The sequence below is a fragment of the Pseudidiomarina gelatinasegens genome (assembly GCF_004025325.1).
In the GTDB taxonomy this organism is placed as follows: domain Bacteria; phylum Pseudomonadota; class Gammaproteobacteria; order Enterobacterales; family Alteromonadaceae; genus Pseudidiomarina; species Pseudidiomarina gelatinasegens.
On sequence record NZ_RSFE01000009.1, the window covers coordinates 17,116 to 37,490 of the forward strand.

The following is a 20,375-nucleotide window of genomic DNA, read 5'->3' on the forward strand; positions in this document are numbered from 1 at the left end:
ATTAACCGTAACGTCCGGTAATGTAGTCTTCCGTTTGCTTCTGTTCTGGCGTGGTAAACAAGGTATTGGTATCTGCGTACTCAATCAACTTACCCATATACATGAACGCCGTTTGATCAGAAACCCGGGCGGCTTGTTGCATGTTGTGGGTAACAATCACCACGGTAAACTGCTCTTTTAATTCCGTGATCAACTCTTCAATAGTAAGCGTCGAAATTGGGTCCAATGCCGAGGTTGGTTCATCAAGCAATAGCACTTCAGGCTCAATCGCAATTGCACGGGCAATAACCAAACGCTGTTGCTGACCACCTGATAAACCGAATGCAGATTCGTTCAGTCGGTCTTTCACTTCTTCCCAAAGCGCGGCACCTTTTAACGAGCGCTCAACCACTTCGTCCAAGGTGCGACGGTCATTCACACCCTGCAACCGCATCCCGTACACAACGTTCTCGTAAATTGACTTAGGAAACGGGTTCGGGCGCTGAAATACCATACCAACACGGCGGCGTAATGCTGCTGCATCAACGTCTTTTTCGTAAATGTTTTTATCATGCAAGCGAATTTCACCACTTACACGGCAGATTTCAACCAAGTCGTTCATACGGTTAATGCAACGCAACAGTGTTGATTTACCACAACCTGACGGCCCGATGAAGGCGGTTACACGATTTTTCGGAATGTTCATCGAAATATCGTATAAAGCCTGTGCATCACCATAGTGCAAGTTCAAATTGCGAATTTCTAACGCAGTTTGCTCAGGCGTCAAATTTGCTAAGTCTAATGATTCGACATTGCTTGTGCTCGGGGTTACCGAAATCATAATGTTTAACCTTCTGCCCTAAAATTTGTTAACGCTTTAACAGCTTAGTGTTCAAGCGAGCGATATTTTTCACGTAAATGGTTACGCACGCCAATAGCGGTCAGGTTAAGCCCGACAATTACGGTAACCAATAAAAATGAGGTGGCGTAAACTAACGGACGCGCTGCCTCAACGTTTGGACTTTGGAAACCAACATCATAGATGTGGAAGCCAAGGTGCATAAATTTCCGATCTAAATGGAAGTACGGGAAGTTGCCATCAACTGGCAACATTGGCGCCGACTTCACCACACCAACTAACATCAGCGGTGCAACTTCACCTGCTGCGCGCGCCACGGCCAAGATTAAACCAGTCATAATTGCTGGTGAGGCCATCGGTAAAATGATCCGCCACAGGGTTTCGGCTTTGGTTGCGCCCAATGCCAAGCTGCCTTCACGCAAGGTGCTTGGAATACGTGACAGGCCCTCTTCAGTAGAAACAATAACTACTGGCAACGTCAAAATCGCCAAAGTAATTGCTGACCACATAACCCCTGGGGTACCAAAGGTTGGGCTTGGGAGCGCTTCTGGATAGAAAATTTGGTCCAGTGAGCCACCAACCATATAAACAAAGAAGCCAAGACCAAATACACCGTAAACAATTGACGGCACACCGGCTAAGTTGATAACCGCAATGCGTATCAAGCGTGTGATGGCATTTTTACCGGCGTATTCATGCAAGTACACAGCAGCGACCACACCAAACGGTGTTACGATAACGGACATCAGCAATACCATGAATACCGTACCGAAGATTGCGGGGAACACCCCACCTTCCGTATTGGCTTCGCGCGGGTCTTCCGATACAAACTTACCAATTTGCACAAAGAAGTGACCGACTTTACTCAATATACCCATGTCATTCGGGAACGTGGCATCGAGTACGCGGTACAAAGGTATTGAAACCTCCATGCCACGCATGTCGCGCATCACTACGCTGTCACGGCTCGCTTGCTCGCGAAATGTGAACAGCTGCTTTTCAAGCTCACGGTATTGCTCATTGAGCGCCTGCTCTTGTGCAGTAATGCGTTGTTTTTCAGCTTCTGTGAATTTGCCTTCAAGGTCTAACGCACGGGCTTCCAAACGCAAGCGGTTCAGTTCATGGTTGATTGCACCAATTTCGCCTTGCTGCAAATCAGTGGCTTTTTCATTCAGCTCTACTGCACGTTCGATGCGCTCGAATAGCACGTCGCGGATATCACGGTCGTTAACGACCGACTCGCCCTGCTCCCGCACATCGACAACGTAACCGTAAAAGTTACCGTCTTTAGAGCGCTCTAGCACGCCTAAGTCGGCTGGCGTTTCGTCGCGAATAATTTGCGGTTCCATTACCCACATAAAGTCGAGCGGTACAAACTCACGGTTACCGACTTTAAACAGTTGACGCTCGAGCGTGTCGCCGTCAAAGCCATCGAGCTTTACGCCCGACTCTTGCAAGCGTTCAATCGGAACTTGCTCGCGGTCGTATACTTCGCCAATGATAACTCGGGTCGAACCGTCATTGGCTTGCACTTCCACTTCGTGAATTTGTGCGGGCCAAAAGAACGACAAGCCGCGCCAGGCAATAAGTGCCAGTAGCCCGAGTACGGCAATAAGACTCACACTAACTGCACCGGCGGTGAGCCAAATGTACGGTTTTCCTGATTTAAACCATTTGTTCATGGAAATCCTCTAGCTTACATCGAGCTGTATTTTTCACGTAACCGCTGGCGAACAAGCTCTGCCAACGTGTTAAACGCAAACGTGAATACAAATAGAACAAAGGCAGCCAAAAATAGTATTCGATAATGCGAGCTACCCACTTCCGATTCAGGCATTTCAACGGCAATGTTTGCAGACAAGGTGCGCATGCCCTCAAAAATGTTCCAATCCATAATCGGCGTGTTACCTGTGGCCATAAGTACAATCATGGTTTCACCCACGGCACGGCCAAGGCCCATCATTACCGCCGAGAAAATACCTGGGCTGGCTGTTAACAACACCACTTTAGTAAGCGTCTGCCACGTGGTTGCGCCCAGCGCCAATGAGCCATTCGATAAATGGTTCGGCACACTAAATACAGCATCTTCGGCAATCGAGAAGATGGTCGGAATGACCGCAAAGCCCATCGCGATGCCCACCACCAACGAGTTACGCTGGTCAAACGTGATGCCTAATTCATTGGTAATAAACTGACGCACGTTGCCGTCAAATAGCACCCGCTCTATAAATGGCGACATTTCAAATGCGAACCAGCTGACCAGTGCGACCACCGGCAACAGAATCAAAGCGGCTCGGCCATCTGTGAATTTGTTGCGCCAGGTTTTTGGTAAGCGGCTGCTCAGAAACGCCACCAAAATAATCGCGCTTGGCACCAAAATGATGGTTGCGACAATTCCGGGCAAGTAATTCTCAATAATCGGGGCTAGCCACAAACCTGCCAGGAAGCCCAAAATAACTGTTGGCAATGCTTCCATGATTTCGACAGTTGGCTTCACCACTTTGCGCACGCTTGGCGACATAAAGTAGGCCGTATAAACCGCAGCGGCTAAACCAATCGGCACCGCAAACAGCATGGCGTAGGCGGCTGCTTTTATGGTACCGAATGAAATCGGCACCAAGCTAAATTTCGGTTCAAAGTCATCTGACCCAGACGTGGATTGCCAAACGTACTGCGGCTCAGGATACCCTTCGTACCAAACTTCTTGCCAAATGCCACTCCAGCTTACTTCTGGGTGTTCATTTTCAAGGTTGAAGGTGTGCAATTCACCGCCACTCTGCATCAACAAAGTGTTTGCGCGTGGGTCTATCACCACACGGTCGGCACGCAGTTTGTCAGGGTGCTCAAGGTACAGATCAGCTTCTGAAGTGGTGTGAAACACGCCCACCTGCCCATTTTCTGAAACGGTATAGAAGGTTCTGCGGTAATACTCAGCAACGATATCAACAATGGCATCGTCACCGGCTTTGAATTCACGAATGTATTGATACTGACGGCCATTTTCACCCGCCACTTCAAACCACTGTGTGACCAGGCCATTGGCGTGACCAAACATGACCGAGCTGGCACCAGCAAGCAACTGCATGCTAGTTATTTCGCCGTAACGGCGACGCTCAATATTCAGTAGCTGGCGCTCAGTTACTTTACCGGTACGCGACACATCAAACACGTAAAAACGATTGCCTTGGCGTACAAAAACTTGGCTTAAGTTTGGCTGCACGAGAATGTTGTCTACTTCGCCGGTTAGCGGCAATTCAGTGAACTTTGATTCAAGCTCAACGGCCCCGGTTAAGAAGCTCTTGGTTGCCATGGCGTAATTAACAATCACGGTGTTATCGGCGGTTACCGCAGCGAACAACGACGAGTCACCATCATATTCATAAGCCAACTGCGTGAGTGTGCGTTGCTGTGGGTCAACCTGAATCAGTTCACCGTCATTGCCAAAATCAACGTATGGCGTTGTTAAGCGCTGACCTGCGGTAAATTTAGAACGGAATTTCGGTTCGATGATGCGCACTTGCCCATTAGCTACAGCATAGGCGTAACGCTTCTTCTGCGGCTGCGTGGAAGCAAAGGCGGTAGGCTGTTCAGCAACACGTTCAGATAAAAGCACTTCACCAGGCTGCCAATCTGTGCCCGGTTTAGTTTTCAGGGCGAAAAAGGTCAAATCACCTTTATCACTGAATCGAAAACCAATTTCTGACTGCTCTTCCATGCCCATGGCGAGGGTTTGGCCCTGCCCTGGAATGGCAAAGGACTGTTGCCGCTCAATTTCCACACCGCGGAAAATTGGCTCAACCACATATAACAAATAAAAGAAGATCAGTAGCAGTGCTATTAAGACTAATCCGCCGCCAAAGGTTACCCCCCAACGCGCGGCTCTGTCTTTGAATAATCGCACATTACTGGCTCCCAACTCAGAGCGTTGTGATGCCGCCATTGCTGCCTCTTACGTTATAAACCAACGAATATATTTATGATGCCGCATAGTATAGACGCGTTCTATGACAGTATTGTTACAGTACTGTCATATTAGTGAAATTTTTCTGTCATGCAGCAAAAAGCCCGCTAGGAATTAGCGGGCTTTTTCATGGTTCGTTTTGCTTAGCTTAAGCCTAAACGCTCAAGCTCTTGCTCAACCACAATGCGTGGTAATGGAATGTAGCCGTCTTTGTCGACTATTTCCTGGCCAGCTTTTGACAATACCATTTTCAAGAACTCAGCTGTTGCTGGGTCTAATGGCTTGTTTGGATGCTTATTCACATAAACATACAAGAAGCGCGATAGTGGGTACTTACCAGCAAGTGCATTTTCTGTGGTTGCGTCAACGTATTCTTCACCAGCTTCAACCGCTAATGGTACGGTTTTAACACCAGAGGTCATGTAACCGATACCTGAGTAGCCGATTGCGTTCAGTGAAGTTGATACTGACTGCACAACGGATGCAGAACCTGGCTGTTCGTTTACGTTGTTACGGAAGTCACCGTCACACAGTGCGGTTTCTTTAAAGTAACCGTAAGTACCTGAAACTGAGTTACGACCATAGATTTGCAAGTCGCGTGCGTCCCAGCTACCGGTAAGGCCTAAATCACCCCAACGACGTACTTCTTCGGTTGCACCGCATAAACGGGTGCTTGAAAACACAGCATCCACTTCAGCAATGGTCATGCCTTCGATTGGGTTATCTTTGTGTACGAATACTGCTAAAGCATCAATGGCAACACGAACTGCGGTTGGCTTGTAACCGTGACGCTTTTCGAAAGCTTCAATTTCTTTTGCTTTCATAGCGCGGCTCATTGGGCCAAAGTTTGAGGTGCCTTCAGTCAACGCTGGTGGCGCAGTTGATGAACCAGCCGCCTGAATTTGCATGTTCACATTCGGGTACATGCGCTTAAATTCTTCAGACCAGAAGGTCATCATGTTCGCTAAGGTGTCAGAACCCACTGAAGATAAGTTGCCAGATAGGCCGCTTACTTTTTCATATTCAGGTAAGTTGTCAGTTGCTTTTTGCGCGGTTGCTGAAAAGCTCAATAGGCCTGCAACTGCTGCGGTAATCAATGCCGATTTGAATTTCATAATAGACTCCAATCGTTAATGTGTGTTGGCGCAAACCAACCGTTTAATCAGTAACTGGAATCTATTCTAGTAGGTCAATGTGACAGTATTGTGACAATTATGACAAAGCTGTCATTTTTTTATCACAAGCTCTTCAGAGATACGGAAATAAAACCGCGAGCCGCGCCCAACAACAGAATCAATTTGCAGGCGGCTATGGTGGTGTTCCAAAGCTTGTTGCACGATTGCCAGGCCAAGACCGGACCCACCTTTCTTGCTGTTGCGGTCTTTATCAACGCGATAAAAACGCTCCGTTAAACGCCCTACATGCTCCGCTGGAATGCCGGGGCCGTTGTCCTGAACGCTGAATTCTGCGTCTTGCCCAACCATTTTCCAGGTTATGCGAATGACGCCGTTGGGCTGCGTGTAGTGAATTGCGTTAGAAACTAAATTTGAAAACACGCTACGCAGTTCATCTTCAACGCCGTGAATTTGAATTGGCTGGATATCAAATTCGAGTGTGTGCTGCTTGTCTTGATTAAGCCGCTCCGCGTCATTTTTCACCGTCTCCAGCATACTGGGCACGTTGACAACGCGTTCAAACATGTCGGTGCGGTGTACATCCATTCGCGACAGCGACAGCAATTGATCAACCAGGTTGCGCATGCGGTCACTTTGGCCCTGCATATCACTCACGGCTTTGGTAAGCATCGCTGGCGGCATAGAGGCTGGCTCATCGAGCATTTCCAAATAGCCTTGCAGCACGGTGAGCGGTGTTTTTAATTCATGTGAAACGTTCGCGACGAAGTCTTTACGCATTTGTTCTAACTGTTTCAGCTGCGTCACGTCGCGTGCCATAAGCAAGTATTGGTCGTCGCTGTAGGGCATGATGCGAACTTCAAGCTCGATGTCTTCACGCACCGGTGAAGGTATATGAATGTCTTCGCTGAAATCGCCTTTTTGCAAGTAAGCGACAAATTCAGGGTGTCGAATTAAGTTTGAAAGCCGAATGCCAGTATCTGCTGGCCATTTCAGACCAAAATAGAACTGCCCCAGTTTATTGCACCAAATTAAGCCACCGTCTTTACGAAACACGATAGCTGCATCAGGGATTGCTTCTGAGGCTTCACGAAAACGGCGCAGTAATCTGGCCAACGCGCGACGGCGCTGCTGGCTGCGGCGCTGGGTGCGGTAAATGCCGTCATAGATGTAACTCCAGCTACCCGGCGCGCTCGGTGGAAGCACTGTACGGCGATGCCATAGCCAGTCCACCAGCTTGTATTGGTAGTAATAATGCCACACCACCAATGCAAACAATACAATGGCTAACGTTGCCCAAAAATAATCGAACAACCAACCGAAAAAGCCCACTGGGATAATAAACCACAGCAGGCCTTTTAGAATAAACAGCACCGAATAGCGGCGATCCATGCTCAGAACCCGCCTTGTTTAGCTTTTTGAGAAACGATAGCCGACACCGCGAACGGTTTGCACCAAGCGGTCATGACCGTGGGTTTCAAGTGCTTTACGCAAGCGGCGTATGTGCACATCAACGGTTCGGTCTTCGACATAAACGTTTGTTCCCCAAACATGGTCAAGCAACTGCTCACGACTATACACCCTATCTGAGTGGGTCATAAAGAAGTGCAGTAGCTTAAATTCTGTAGGCCCCATATCCAAGCGTTCATTAAACGCTGTAATACGGTGCGAAACGGGGTCTAAACGCAGGCCTTCCACTTCCAGCGGCTCGTCAAGAGCGGTGGGCGCGACGCGACGGAATACAGCACGCATACGCGCCATTAATTCTTTCGGCGAAAAAGGTTTGGTCATGTAATCATCAGCACCAACTTCTAAACCGCGAACTTTGTCTTCTTCTTCGCCGCGGGCGGTTAGCATAATGATTGGAATTGACCGGGTGAAATCATCACCCTTTAATTTTTTAGCGAGCTGGATTCCGGAACCACCTGGAATCATCCAATCCAGTAAGATCATATCGGGGAACGGCTCGATAACTTTATCAAGTGCACTCTGGTAATCGCCTGCTTCAACAGCTTGATAGCCATGTTGTTCCATGACAAAACTTAGCATTTCACGAATTGGCGCTTCATCTTCTACAATCAGTATCTTTCTGGACATGTGCGTCACCTATTGATTTCAAGCACCGCCGATTATCTAGATACTTTATGACACTTTTATGAAAGTCGGCAAATTTGTTTCATTTATTTTAATTGAATGTCTATCCAAACCAGCCGATGGTCAGACGAAACCTTACGGTTACGCACGAGCTCAGCCTTTGCTGCGTTGGGCTCCGGCCAAAATACGCCCGCTTGAATCAGGCTGATTCCAGCCACCGACGGTAAAACATAATCCGCGCGCTTGCGCCAACCGGCTGTGTGCGTTGATGCCTGCGGGTTATCCGGTGAATGCGCGGCCCCACCGCGACTTTCTGGGGTTACTTCGGCATTTACTTTGGGATGCTTTAGCAACTGGGTAATGGCGCCTGGCACGTTATCGTCGCTTTCAACCGAAGCATTCAAGTCACCAGCAATAACAAATGCTTGGTTCTCACCAAGACCGCCAAAATTGCCATTATCATCGTAGATATAGTCACTCAAATGCGGCTGTATGTAGTCTGCCCAGAATCTGATTTCATCGTGGTTACGGCGCCCATTACGATTTTCTTTGCCATCAAATACGGGCGGCGTTGGGTGGCTGACCAGCACATGCAAGGTGTGTTGCTTGACGGCTATAGGCACATCCCAATGCGACTTTGAGCTCAAACGAAATTCTTGCCACGCCTCGGCACTGTAAAACGGTTCGCTGGTACCTGGCTTCAACGGGGCAAGCGCACCTGGCATATCCTTCCACTTGAACATTTGAAAGGTACGCACTGCATCGGTTTGGATTGGGTATTTGGACAACACCGCCATACCGTATTGGCCCGGATAAAAACCGAAACCCCAAGCATCATTGCCGGTGCCCGTTGCTTCGCCATCGCCGCTTAAATCATAAGGGCTCGGCACGCCAGTATTCACCGGCGCAATATACACATACGGGTAATCAATGGGCGATTCGCCATTTTGACTCACGGCCAAATAATCACGCTTAAATACATCAACGCCGTGCTGCTGATCAACATAGTCAAATTCATTAAGTACGAGCACATCAGGGCGTGTGTGCTGAACAATTTCGGCGATTGCCTGAATTTGTGGATGTTGTTGCGCTAATGCATCACGCAAAGCGCTCGCGCCTTTGTGTGGAAGCTCTTCCGCAGCAAGGTAATTACTCGCATCCATGCTCACGTTAAAGGTAGCTACCCGCAATGCGACTGGCTCATTAATTTTTTCTTTGGGCATATCGCATCCTACTAAAGTAAGCGCAGATACAGACAAGACAAGGGCTGTATACAATTTCATCAGGGTGGGAGGTCCTATTAGGGTCGCGATTAGATGTCCTAAAAGAATAAAGGTTCAATTTAATCTATGCAATTTACTTAGAAAATGCGTAAAATATTGTCATATAAATGACATCTTCTTGTGAAAAATTTTTTGTAATTGTCATCAAGGCGTAATAAATGCGGTATAGCTTTGAGTAAATTTTAAGTACAACCAACAACCCAGGAAAATAAAATGAGCACCTCAATGCGATTTTCTCGCACCGCTAGTGCAATAGCCGTGGCCTTAGGCCTAGCTTCAGCATCAGCAGTTGCACAAGATACTTCGGCATCTATGCGTGGTTCTATCGTTGGCCCTACTGGTGAAGGCGCAGCGAATACTCGAGTCATCATAGAGCACGTTCCTTCAGGCAGCCGTTTAGAAGTTACCACTGACGAAACTGGTAATTTCATTGCAAGTGGCTTGCGTGTAGGCGGCCCGTACCGAGTTACTCTTGACTCTGACCTATACCGCGACACAACTTACAGCGAAGTTTTTCTGAAACTTGGCGAAACTTACCGCTTAACCGCTCAGCTTGAGCAATCAAACGTTGAGCGTATCACTGTTACTGGCGCGGCGCTAAACCCAGCCAGCATGAACAGCGGTTCAACCAGCTCGTTCGGCGAAGACAATATTCGTAACATGCCGACCTTTAACCGCGACCTGAAAGACATTATTCGTCAAAACCCACTTGCAGTAAACTTGGCTGACGAAGATAGCTCTTTGACTGTTGCTGGTAGCAACCCGAAATACAACTCAATTACTGTTGACGGCATCGGCCAAAACGATGACTTCGGTTTGAATGGTAATGGTTATCCAACTCAGCGTTCACCTATTTCTGTGGCTGCTGTTGAACAGTTGTCAATTGACGTTGTGCCATTCTCTGCAAAAGACGGTGGTTTCAGTGGCGCTAAAATCAATGCTGTAACGAAGTCAGGTACCAACGAATTTGAAGGCGAAGTATTCTATGAATACACCAGCGATTCATTAACTGGTAACCCAGATGCTTCTCGTTATGAGCCAGATGCAGCAGCACCTGATTTAGACTTTTCTGAAAAAACGTGGGGCTTCGCGGTTGGCGGTCCAATTATCAAAGATAAATTATTCTTCTTTGTTAACTATGAAAAGTATGAAGAGCCAAAATCTGTAGAGCGCGGGCCAATTGGCGCAGCGGCTAACCAACAAGCTTCAGTAACACAAGATGAAGTTGACCAAATCACTCAAATCGCGCGTGATGTTTATGGCGTTGATGTGGGTACTTGGAACGCAAACCCAGTGCAAGAAGACGAAAAAATTCTCGTTAAACTCGACTGGAACATCAATAACAATCACCGTGCTGCTTTTACTTATCAAACAGCTGAAAGCAACGCGACCAACAATAACGGCGGCAGCTCGAGCACTTTACCGTTGTCTTCACGTTGGTACGATAAGAGCGAAAAGCTTGACGCTATGGCGTTACAAGTTTATTCAAACTGGACCAGCAACTTCTCAAGTGACATCAAATTATCACGCAAGAACGTTGAAACTGCGCAAGCACCTTTGCTTGGCTTAAACTTCGGTCAGGTTAACATCCGTACTGCAGACGGCACTGTGCAAATTGGTCCGGATCAATACCGTCACGCGAATGCCTTAGAGAACACCACAACTGAATTCCAGTTCAACGGTGAATACTTGACTGGCGACCACGCTATTGGTTTCGGTTACGAATATGAAGAAGTCGATATCTTCAACTTGTTCGTACCTGCTTCATTAGGTGTTTGGGATTTCGATACAATTGCTGACTTCGAAAACCAAGAAGCTGCATACTTTGCTTATCGCAATGCCTTCACGAACAACGCAAACGACGGTGCTGCTAGCTTAACGCCTGCAACTCACGCGTTCTATATTGAAGACACGTGGACGCCATCTTGGGACTTAGAAGTAAGCTTTGGCTTACGCTATGAGCGTCAGTCTGTTGACGGTACACCACGTTACAACCAAAACTTCGAAGACCGTTACGGCTTCGCGAATACTGAAAACTTAGACGGTCGCGACATCTGGATGCCACGTGCTGGCTTCAAATATCAGCTTAACGACAACTATCGCTTACGCGGTGGCTTCGGTCGCTACGCTGGTGGTCGTCCAAATGTTTGGATTTCAAATGCCTACTCTGTTGACGGTGTAACTATTGTTGACGCACCATTCAGTGTTACAAGCAACTATCAGTCAGGCGTTGACATCACCACTATTCCACAAGAAGTGCGTGACAGCTTAACTGCTGGTGACGGTAACACCACACCTATCGACCCGAACTTCGAACTGCCAAACGAATGGCGTTACAGCCTTGGCTTGGATTACGAAGGTGATTTAGGCTTCTTAGGTGAAGACTGGTACGCAAGTGCAGAATATATCCGCACCCGTAAGCAAAACGATGTTCGCTGGGTTGATTTAGCCCGTCGTCCATTAACGGATGCTGATGGCAATGTGGTAACAACTTCTGATGGCGGTCGTATCATCTATGTTGTTGATGACCCATTAGATAACTTCACCCCAACTGAGCCAGGCGAATTCGGTGGTGTTGACCGTTATGACGTGATGTTAACCAACGGCTATGGTGGTAATAGTAATATTTACACCTTCTCGCTTGGTAAAGCGTTCGATAACGGTATCTCATTGAACACTTCATACACGCATCAAGACGTAAACGAAGCAGTTAATGGTGGTTCATCGCAAGCAGCGTCGAACTATCAATACGTAACCGCACTTGATCGTCAAAATCCGTTGCCTGCAACTGCTGGCTACGAAATTGAACATCGCTTCGTAATTACTGCGCAATACAGCACTGAGTTGTTTGCTGGTTACGAGTCGAAGTTTGCAATGTTCTTTGAGCGTGTATCAGGTCGTCCATTTAGCTACGTAATGAGCTCATTCCGCGACTCAGACCTTGGTGACCAATCAGCGTTTAACCGTTCAAGCCAATACTTAGCGTACATCCCAACGGGTCCAAACGATCCGAATGTTGTGTACGAAGGTGGCTTAACGTATGACGACTTAGCACAAATCATCGCTGATAAAGGCCTTGAGCAGTATGCTGGTGGTTATACGGGTCGTAACGAAGCACGTGGTCCATGGAACACCAACATCGACTTACGTTTCGAGCAAGAACTTCCAGGCTTCTGGGAAGGTCACAAAGGTGCCTTGTATCTTGACGTGAAAAACGTGGTTGCTCTATTCGATAAAGATTCAGCGCAACAACACGTGATTCCATTCGCAGATACGACCCAAGGTATTGTTGACTTCGGTGGCTTGACTGATGAAGGTCAGTACATCTACGCACCAGTGTTTGGCGGCTTAGATGACTATGCACCAACGCGCTATCGTGCAGAAGCTTCAACGTGGCAAGTAAAAGTAGGTGTTCGTTACAACTTCTAATTGTTAGAAGTTACTCGAAAACATCAAAGCCCTCGCATATGCGGGGGCTTTTTTTTATCATAGCCAATAACCTAACTAAAACTGAATCAAACTATGCACCACGAAGATTTTATGCGCCGCGCGCTAGAGCTTGCTCAAACCGCCGAGGAATATGGCGAAGTGCCCGTTGGCGCAGTGCTTGTGCTGAATAATGAAATTATCGGTGAAGGCTTTAATCAAGTCATCACCCTGAATGACCCGTCTGCGCACGCGGAAGCTCTGGCAATTAGAGCAGCGGGACAAGCATTAGGTAACTATCGACTCGTCGACACCACCTTGTACGTTACGCTAGAACCTTGTGCTATGTGTGCAGGTTTAATCACCCATGCGCGCATAAAGACGCTGGTTTATGGTGCAACAGATCCTCGCACCGGTGCAGCAGGTACTGCCATTGAAGTGCTAAATCATAGCTCTATGAATCATAAGGTGGAGATTATTGGCGGTGTTCTTGCGGAAGAGTGCGGCGACATTTTGCGAAACTTCTTCCGTAAACGGCGATAAACAGGCATAAAAAACCCGACGGAGATATCTGCGTCGGGTTTTTGTTTTAAACGTGCTGTTTCTATTTAACCAAGATAAACACGTGCGTTGCGGAACATGCGCATCCACGGGCTATCTTCGCCCCACTCATCTGGATGCCAGCTATTCGCCACAGTACGGAATACCCGCTCAGGGTGCGGCATCATAATAGATACGCGGCCATCCTGTGTGGTTAAGCCGGTGATACCTTCTGGCGAGCCATTCGGGTTCGCCGGGTAGGCACTCGCAACATCACCACGGTTGTTAATATACCGCATGGTCACCAGCCCTTCGTTATTCACGGTAGCAAGGTTACTGCCTTTAAACTCAGCGCGGCCTTCACCGTGTGATACCGCGATTGGCATGCGTGAACCGGCCATACCTTCAAAGAACAGTGAATTACTTTTCTGAACTTCAACCAAGCTAAAGCGCGCTTCAAAACGCTCAGAACGGTTCGTCACAAAGTGTGGCCATGCTTCTGCACCTGGAATCAGTTCTTTCAGGTTCGACAACATCTGGCAGCCGTTACACACGCCTAATGCAAAGGTTTTGTTGCGCTCAAAGAAAGCAGCGAACTCATCGCGTGCGCGGCTGTTGAACAGAATCGATTTTGCCCAACCTTCACCAGCGCCAAGTACGTCACCGTAAGAGAAACCGCCACAAGCGACCAAGCCATTAAATTTCTCAAGGCTAACGCGGCCACTTAAGATGTCACTCATGTGCACATCAATTGCGGCAAAGCCGGCGCGGTCAAACGCTGCTGCCATTTCAATGTGCGAGTTAACACCTTGCTCGCGCAAAACGGCAACTATAGGATCACGTCCTGTATTGATATATGGCGCAGCAACGTCTTCACTGACATCAAAGCTTAAGTCGGCAAATAGGCCTGGATCATTGAGGTTTTGTTTCGCCTCGAATTCTTCATCAGCGCACTCAGGGTTGTCGCGTAACCGCTGCATTTGGTGCGTAGTTTCTGCCCAAATCGCACGATAATGGCTGCGCAAATGCGAAAGTACTTCTTCGCCATTTCGGTTAAAGCGCACCACGTCTTCACGAACCGGACGCCCGATAACGTGTACGCAATCTTCCAACCCATGTTCGGCATAAACTGCCAGCACATCGTCCAATTGCTCAACGCTTACTTGCACCACAGCACCGAGTTCTTCGCTAAATAATGCGGCTAAGTCATCGTCTCCGAGTGTATCCAATGCAACTTCAACACCGCAGTGACCGGCAAAGGCCATTTCTGCTACTGCCGCAAATAGTCCGCCGTCAGAACGATCGTGATAAGCCATAAGTTTCTTATCATGAACTAATTGCTGGGTTGCATTGAAGAAGCCTTTCAAAACTTCAGCGTTATCAACATCAGGGGTCATATCGCCCAGTTGACGGTACACCTGTGCCAACGCCGACCCGCCCAGGCGGTTCTTCCCGCTGCCAAGGTCAATCAGCAACAGTTTGCTGTCACCCTTGTCCATACGTAGCTGTGGCGTTACCGTGCGGCGCACGTCGCGCACGCGGCCGAATGCGGTGATCACCAGGCTTAGCGGCGCAGTAACAGCTTTTTTGCCCTGCTCGTCTTGCCACTGGGTTTTCATCGACATTGAGTCTTTACCAACTGGAATAGTAATTCCAAGCGCTGGACATAGCTCTTCGCCAACGGCTTTTACTGCTTCGTATAAGCCGGCATCTTCACCTGGGTGACCCGCTGCGGCCATCCAGTTTGCAGATAATTTGACGTTTTTAAGGTCGCCAATATCAGCAGCTGCAATGTTAGTCAGTGACTCACCCACGGCCATCCGCGCGGATGCTGCGTAATTTAACAGCGCCAGTGGCGTGCGTTCACCCATGGCCATTGCTTCGCCAGCGTAGGTATCGTAGCTGGCTGCTGTCACGGCTACATCGGCTACTGGAATTTGCCACGGGCCGACCATTTGATCGCGCGCAACAAGACCTGTCACGGTGCGGTCACCAATGGTAATTAAGAATGTTTTCTCAGCAATTGCGGGCAGTCGTAATAAACGTTTTGCCGCTTCATTAATCTTAATGCCTTCGCGAGCAAGTGCTTCACCGCTGACTTGTTGTGACTTCACGTCACGATGCATTTTCGGCGGCTTGCCGAGTAGTACATTCAGCGGCAAATCAATCGGCTTGTTCTCAAAATGCGCATCGGTAAGGCTGAGGTGCTCAGCTTCGGTAGCTTCACCAATAACCGCAAATGGCGCACGTTCGCGCGCGCAGATGTCTTCAAATACGCTCATTCGCTCTGGCGCAATTGCCATCACATAACGTTCTTGCGACTCGTTACACCAAATTTCCAGCGGCGACATGGCTGGTTCGTCGTTGGGGATTTTCCGCAGGTCGAATTTACCACCGCGACCACCGTCGCTCACCAGCTCAGGCATTGCGTTCGATAAACCACCAGCGCCAACATCGTGAATAAATACTATCGGGTTTTTATCGCCCATCTGCCAGCAGCGGTCGATCACTTCCTGGCAACGACGTTCCATTTCTGGGTTGTCACGTTGTACCGATGCGAAATCAAGATCTTCAGTGGAGGTACCCGAAGTCATTGATGAGGCAGCACTGCCACCTAAACCAATGTTCATAGCTGGCCCGCCAAGCACAACCAACTTTGCACCGACCGGAATCTCGCCTTTTTCGACGTGCTGCTCACGAATATTACCCAGGCCACCAGCAATCATAATTGGCTTATGGTAACCGCGAATTTCTTCGCCATTGTGGCTGGTAACTTTTTCTTCATAGGTACGGAAGTAACCCGTTAATGCAGGGCGACCAAACTCATTATTAAATGCTGCGCCGCCTAATGGGCCTTCGAGCATAATATCGAGCGCAGTCACAATACGATCAGGCTTACCAAAGTCTTCTTCCCACGGCTGTTCAAAGCCCGGAATACGCAAGTTAGAAACGCTAAAACCAACCAAGCCGGCTTTTGGTTTAGAACCACGACCGGTGGCGCCTTCGTCACGAATTTCGCCACCTGAACCGGTCGCCGCACCAGGGTATGGTGAAATGGCTGTTGGGTGATTGTGCGTTTCTACCTTCATTAAAATGTGAATCGGCTCATGGAAATAGCTGTATTCGCCTGCAGCATTTGAACCGGTCGGGTACGGATAAAAACGACCCGCTTCTGAACCGACCATAACTGCGGCATTGTCTTTGTAAGCCGAAAGCACGTTGTCAGGAGTAATCTCGTACGTGTTTTTAATCATTTTGAACAACGATTTCAGTTGTTCCTTTCCGTCTATGGTCCAATCGGCATTGAAAATCTTATGGCGGCAATGCTCTGAGTTCGCTTGCGCAAACATATAGAGTTCAATGTCGTTCGGATTACGCTTTAATGCGCTGAAGTTTTCAAATAAGTAATCAATTTCATCGTCTGCTAATGCCAGCCCCATAACCACGTTGGCTTGTTGCAGCGCATCGCGGCCACCTTGCAATATATCGATACTTTGCAGCGGCGCTGGCTCAGCTTCGGTAAATAGCACCGCAGCTTCATCAAGGCTCTCGAGTACCATTTCTGTCATGCGGTCATGAACCAAAGCGGCGGCTTGTTGCAATTCCGCTGTGGTTAGGTCGCCAGAGAGGTAATAGGCTATGCCACGTTCAATTCGATGGATTTGGGTTAGGCCACAATTATGAGCGATGTCAGTAGCTTTAGACGACCATGGAGAGATTGTTCCTTGGCGAGGAACGACAACAAGCAACTGCCCTTCCGGAATATGAGAAGCCAGTGCAGGACCATAAGTGAGTAGCTTCGCTAATACCGCATTTGAGTCATCATCAAGCTTTTGCTCAACATCAACAAAATGCATGTACTCGGCGTATACTTCAGCGACAGGTAGACCGGCACTTTGCAAACGTTGCAATAACTTTTCAGTTCGAAAATCAGACAAAGCGGGGGCACCGCGTACTATTTCCACAGACATGTCTCCAAAAATTATGGGGAAATTATTCTTGTTTCTCAGTTAATCGAAACCATTTCTGCCGACGCTCGGTCTGCAAATGGCGTTGCTTTCGCAACCAAGCGCGGCGGCGCTCGGGTGATACTAATCGGCGGTTCTTATTGCGCATTATTTCACTCCATCACCACTTCCCTCAGGGATAGTGATTTCCATAGATTTAGCTGGAATGCGTCCGCGCTCGTCCAACCAAACCAACGTGTCGAAATAGCGACGTATGTTCCCTACGTATCGCACCGGTTCATCACCACGCGCAAACCCAAATCGGGTTTGTCGATAAAATTTCTTTTGACGTAATAAAGGTAGTCGTTTTCGCACATCTATCCAACGATCGGCGTCACCACCTTGTTGCTGGGTTAGAATACGTGCGTCTTCTAAATGCCCGTAGCCAATATTGTAAGCAGCTAAGGCAAACCAAATTCGATCAGGCTCAGGTATTCTGGCTGGAATTCGTTCCAACATGCGTTCAAAGTAACGCGCCCCGCCTTCAATGCTTTGTTCGGGATTCAATCGGCTGGTAACCCCCATTGCTTTTGCGGTGGGCAGGGTTAACATCATCATACCGCGCACACCGGTTGGCGATAACGCGCGCGGATTCCAGAGACTTTCTTGATAGCTTATTGCAGCTAATAAGCGCCAATCGAGTGCGCCAGCATATTTTTCGAACGAATCACGGTATTTCGGCAACACGGTTTGTACTGCATTGATAAATAAACTGGTATCAACGTAGTTAAAACTCGATACATGGCCATAATGCTGATCAAGCAACTGGGACAGTTGCCCTGAATGGCGCAAATTACCAAAGAAGTCGATCACTTCAGAATACAAAGAAGAATCGACTTGTTGGTTCACCAGCCAAGCAATGTCGACGTTATCACGCACGGTGAACGCAACACTTAAATCGGGGTAATAGCGCCGTTGAATGTCGAGCGTGTTGCTATCGGCGATGGTGTAGGCAATATCACCTTCAACAACCTGACGTAACAGCTCACTGGCATCGTGGTCGTCCGTTGTACGCCACTGTAAGTCTGGGTAGTCCGGGGCGACGCTTTCCAACCAGTCCTGATGGCTGGAACCTTCCACCACCACCAGTTCGGCATCCAGTTCTTCTAAACTGCGAGGCCGGTTGCGCGAACCTTGACGAAATACAATGCGCTGGGCCACTTCCATGTAGGGCGGGCCAAAACGAAATCGTTCGGCGCGTTTAGCCGTTCGGTCAAGTCCGGCAGCCAATAAATCAACCTCACCTGAGTCGAGCAGGTTCAGTAAATTTTTGACGTTGTAGCGCGACACCATTTCGAGTTCAACGCCTAACTCGTCGGCAAAGTTCTGGGCCAGTATAAATTCAATACCGGCCTGCCCTTCGGCGTCGAGATAATAGCTGGTTGGCCCCAGCAGGGTACCAACGCGCAGCACCCCACGTGCTTTTATAGCGTCGAGCTGGCTGGGCTGTGGCTCAGGTGCACACCCAAGCAACAACCCGACAAGCAATAAGCTAGCCAGCCAACGAAGCACGCGCTATTCCCACTCTATCGTTGCAGGTGGTTTACCGGATATATCGTAAACCACGCGCGAAATACCATCGATTTCATTAATGATGCGGTTCGACACTTTTTCGAGTAACTCATAAGGTAAATGAGCCCAACGCGCGGTCATGAAATCTATGGTTTCTACTGCACGTAACGCGATAACCCAATCGTATTTACGGGCATCACCCATTACACCAACCGAACGAACCGGTAGGAACACCGCGAACGCCTGATTCACATCGTGGTAAATGCCAGCATTACGCAGTTCAGTGATGAAGATATGATCGGCGCGGCGCAGCAGGTCGCAATATTCTTTCTTAACTTCGGCCAGCACCCGAACACCTAAGCCTGGGCCAGGGAACGGATGGCGATATAGCATTTCGTACGGTAGACCAAGTTCTAAGCCAATTTTGCGTACTTCGTCTTTAAACAGTTCGCGCAACGGCTCAACCAGCTTAAGTTTCATGTCTGCTGGCAGGCCACCAACATTGTGGTGCGACTTAATCACATGTGCTTTGCCAGTTTTAGACCCGGCAGATTCAATTACATCCGGATAAATGGTGCCTTGGGCTAAAAATGAAACATCTTTAATGCGGCTTGCTTGTTCGTCAAAGATATCAATAAATACGCCGCCGATAATCTTACGTTTTGCTTCTGGGTCCTGCTCGCCAGCAAGCGCATCAAGAAAACGATCCTCGGCATCAACGTGTACTATGTTTAATCCGTAATGGTCACCAAACATTTCCATTACTTGCTCAGCTTCTTGCCAACGCAACAAGCCATTGTCGACAAATACGCACGTTAGCTGATCACCAATTGCGCGATGCAATAACATTGCGGTTACTGAGCTATCAACGCCGCCGGATAAACCAAGCACGACCTTTTCGCTGCCAACTTGTTCGCGAATTCGCGCCACTGCATCATCAATAATGTGTGCGGGTGTCCAATTGCGTTCGCATTCACATATTTCAACCACGAAGTGCTCAAGCATACGCATGCCTTGACGGGTATGCGTTACTTCTGGGTGGAACTGCACGCCATAAAAATCACGCTTATCATCAGCCATTGCTGCAATTGGGCAGGTTGGCGTTTGTGCAACAATGTCAAAACCTTCAGGTGCTTCAATGACTTTATCGCCATGGCTCATCCAAACGTCAAGTTGCGGATTGCCGTTTTCGTGCACGCTGTCTTCAATGTGGTGGAACAACGGGCATGGCGCAGTGCGCTCAACCTGTGCATAACCAAACTCACGCTCTAGCGAACCTTGAACTTTACCGCCAAGTTGCGCGGCCATGGTTTGCATGCCGTAACAAATACCAAATACTGGTACGCCCGCCTCAAATACATACTGCGGTGCGCGCGGTGAATTTTCCGCGGTAACAGATTCCGGACCGCCCGACAAAATAATGCCATTTGGGTTGAAGTTTTTGATGTCTTCGTCACTAACATCCCACGCCCACAATTCACAATAAACGCCCAATTCGCGAACGCGGCGTGCTATCAGCTGAGTGTATTGCGAACCGAAGTCTAAAATTAAAATTCGATGTGCATGAATATCTTGCATGAT

Annotated in this window: 13 protein-coding genes; 2 read left to right on the forward strand and 11 right to left on the reverse strand. The window is 48.5% G+C overall.

The features are described 5' to 3' along the window. Position 1: 1 nt before the first annotated feature. The 7 genes from pstB to EGC76_RS10465 form a co-directional block, all read right to left on the reverse strand. The gene (gene pstB, locus EGC76_RS10435; protein WP_128352947.1) at positions 2-820 is read right to left on the reverse strand and encodes a phosphate ABC transporter ATP-binding protein PstB; all 819 of its coding nucleotides are present in this window, start codon (positions 818-820) and stop codon (positions 2-4) included. Positions 821-864: 44 nt separating this feature from the next. Beyond that, positions 865-2,520, reverse strand: a complete 1,656-nt coding sequence (gene pstA, locus EGC76_RS10440) for a phosphate ABC transporter permease PstA (protein ID WP_128352948.1) — start codon at positions 2,518-2,520, stop codon at positions 865-867. A gap of 14 nt (positions 2,521-2,534) precedes the next feature. Beyond that, complete coding sequence (locus tag EGC76_RS10445; RefSeq protein ID WP_128352949.1) at positions 2,535-4,778, reverse strand: ABC transporter permease subunit; 2,244 nt, start codon at positions 4,776-4,778, stop codon at positions 2,535-2,537. 164 nt (positions 4,779-4,942) lie between these two features. Beyond that, a complete protein-coding gene (locus EGC76_RS10450) occupies positions 4,943-5,914 on the reverse strand; it encodes a PstS family phosphate ABC transporter substrate-binding protein (RefSeq protein ID WP_128352950.1) in 972 nt (323 codons plus the stop codon). Positions 5,915-6,025: 111 nt separating this feature from the next. Beyond that, positions 6,026-7,324 carry a phosphate regulon sensor histidine kinase PhoR gene (phoR, locus tag EGC76_RS10455; protein ID WP_128352951.1) on the reverse strand — a complete coding sequence of 433 codons (1,299 nt, stop codon included), beginning with the start codon at positions 7,322-7,324 and terminating at the stop codon, positions 6,026-6,028. Positions 7,325-7,342: 18 nt separating this feature from the next. Further along, a complete protein-coding gene (phoB, locus tag EGC76_RS10460; protein ID WP_128352952.1) occupies positions 7,343-8,029 on the reverse strand; it encodes a phosphate regulon transcriptional regulator PhoB in 687 nt (228 codons plus the stop codon). Between the two features lie 83 nt (positions 8,030-8,112). Beyond that, positions 8,113-9,249: an endonuclease/exonuclease/phosphatase family protein gene (locus EGC76_RS10465; RefSeq protein ID WP_246013964.1), complete on the reverse strand. Its 1,137-nt coding sequence runs from the start codon at positions 9,247-9,249 to the stop codon at positions 8,113-8,115. Between the two features lie 273 nt (positions 9,250-9,522). Between EGC76_RS10465 and EGC76_RS10470 the strand changes: the two genes are divergently transcribed. Together EGC76_RS10470 and tadA are read left to right on the forward strand one after the other, a co-directional pair. Then, positions 9,523-12,738 carry a TonB-dependent receptor gene (locus EGC76_RS10470; protein ID WP_128352954.1) on the forward strand — a complete coding sequence of 1,072 codons (3,216 nt, stop codon included), beginning with the start codon at positions 9,523-9,525 and terminating at the stop codon, positions 12,736-12,738. A 93-nt stretch (positions 12,739-12,831) separates the two neighbouring features. Then, positions 12,832-13,278: a tRNA adenosine(34) deaminase TadA gene (gene tadA, locus EGC76_RS10475; protein WP_128352955.1), complete on the forward strand. Its 447-nt coding sequence runs from the start codon at positions 12,832-12,834 to the stop codon at positions 13,276-13,278. Positions 13,279-13,343: 65 nt separating this feature from the next. Here the strand turns inward: tadA and purL are convergent, their stop codons facing one another. From purL to guaA, 4 genes are read right to left on the reverse strand one after another with little or no spacing between them, the layout of a single operon-like run. After that, a complete protein-coding gene (purL, locus tag EGC76_RS10480) occupies positions 13,344-17,240 on the reverse strand; it encodes a phosphoribosylformylglycinamidine synthase (protein WP_128352956.1) in 3,897 nt (1,298 codons plus the stop codon). A 28-nt stretch (positions 17,241-17,268) separates the two neighbouring features. Then, positions 17,269-17,391, reverse strand: a complete 123-nt coding sequence (locus EGC76_RS12055; protein WP_281277729.1) for a hypothetical protein — start codon at positions 17,389-17,391, stop codon at positions 17,269-17,271. Then, positions 17,391-18,794, reverse strand: a complete 1,404-nt coding sequence (gene mltF / locus EGC76_RS10485) for a membrane-bound lytic murein transglycosylase MltF (RefSeq protein ID WP_128352957.1) — start codon at positions 18,792-18,794, stop codon at positions 17,391-17,393. Before mltF ends, EGC76_RS12055 begins: the two co-directional genes overlap by 1 nt. Before the next feature lie 3 nt (positions 18,795-18,797). Then, positions 18,798-20,372, reverse strand: a complete 1,575-nt coding sequence (gene guaA, locus EGC76_RS10490) for a glutamine-hydrolyzing GMP synthase (RefSeq protein WP_220445686.1) — start codon at positions 20,370-20,372, stop codon at positions 18,798-18,800. Positions 20,373-20,375 lie beyond the last annotated feature (3 nt).

Coding starts and splice junctions, on each gene's coding strand:
- pstB (WP_128352947.1), bottom strand. CDS start 820: ATGATTTCGGTAACCCCGAGCACAAGCAATGTCGAATCATTAGACTTA.
- pstA (WP_128352948.1), bottom strand. CDS start 2,520: ATGAACAAATGGTTTAAATCAGGAAAACCGTACATTTGGCTCACCGCC.
- EGC76_RS10445 (WP_128352949.1), bottom strand. CDS start 4,778: ATGGCGGCATCACAACGCTCTGAGTTGGGAGCCAGTAATGTGCGATTA.
- EGC76_RS10450 (WP_128352950.1), bottom strand. CDS start 5,914: ATGAAATTCAAATCGGCATTGATTACCGCAGCAGTTGCAGGCCTATTG.
- phoR (WP_128352951.1), bottom strand. CDS start 7,324: ATGGATCGCCGCTATTCGGTGCTGTTTATTCTAAAAGGCCTGCTGTGG.
- phoB (WP_128352952.1), bottom strand. CDS start 8,029: ATGTCCAGAAAGATACTGATTGTAGAAGATGAAGCGCCAATTCGTGAA.
- EGC76_RS10465 (WP_246013964.1), bottom strand. CDS start 9,249: ATGCCCAAAGAAAAAATTAATGAGCCAGTCGCATTGCGGGTAGCTACC.
- EGC76_RS10470 (WP_128352954.1), top strand. CDS start 9,523: ATGAGCACCTCAATGCGATTTTCTCGCACCGCTAGTGCAATAGCCGTG.
- tadA (WP_128352955.1), top strand. CDS start 12,832: ATGCACCACGAAGATTTTATGCGCCGCGCGCTAGAGCTTGCTCAAACC.
- EGC76_RS12055 (WP_281277729.1), bottom strand. CDS start 17,391: ATGCGCAATAAGAACCGCCGATTAGTATCACCCGAGCGCCGCCGCGCT.
- guaA (WP_220445686.1), bottom strand. CDS start 20,372: ATGCAAGATATTCATGCACATCGAATTTTAATTTTAGACTTCGGTTCG.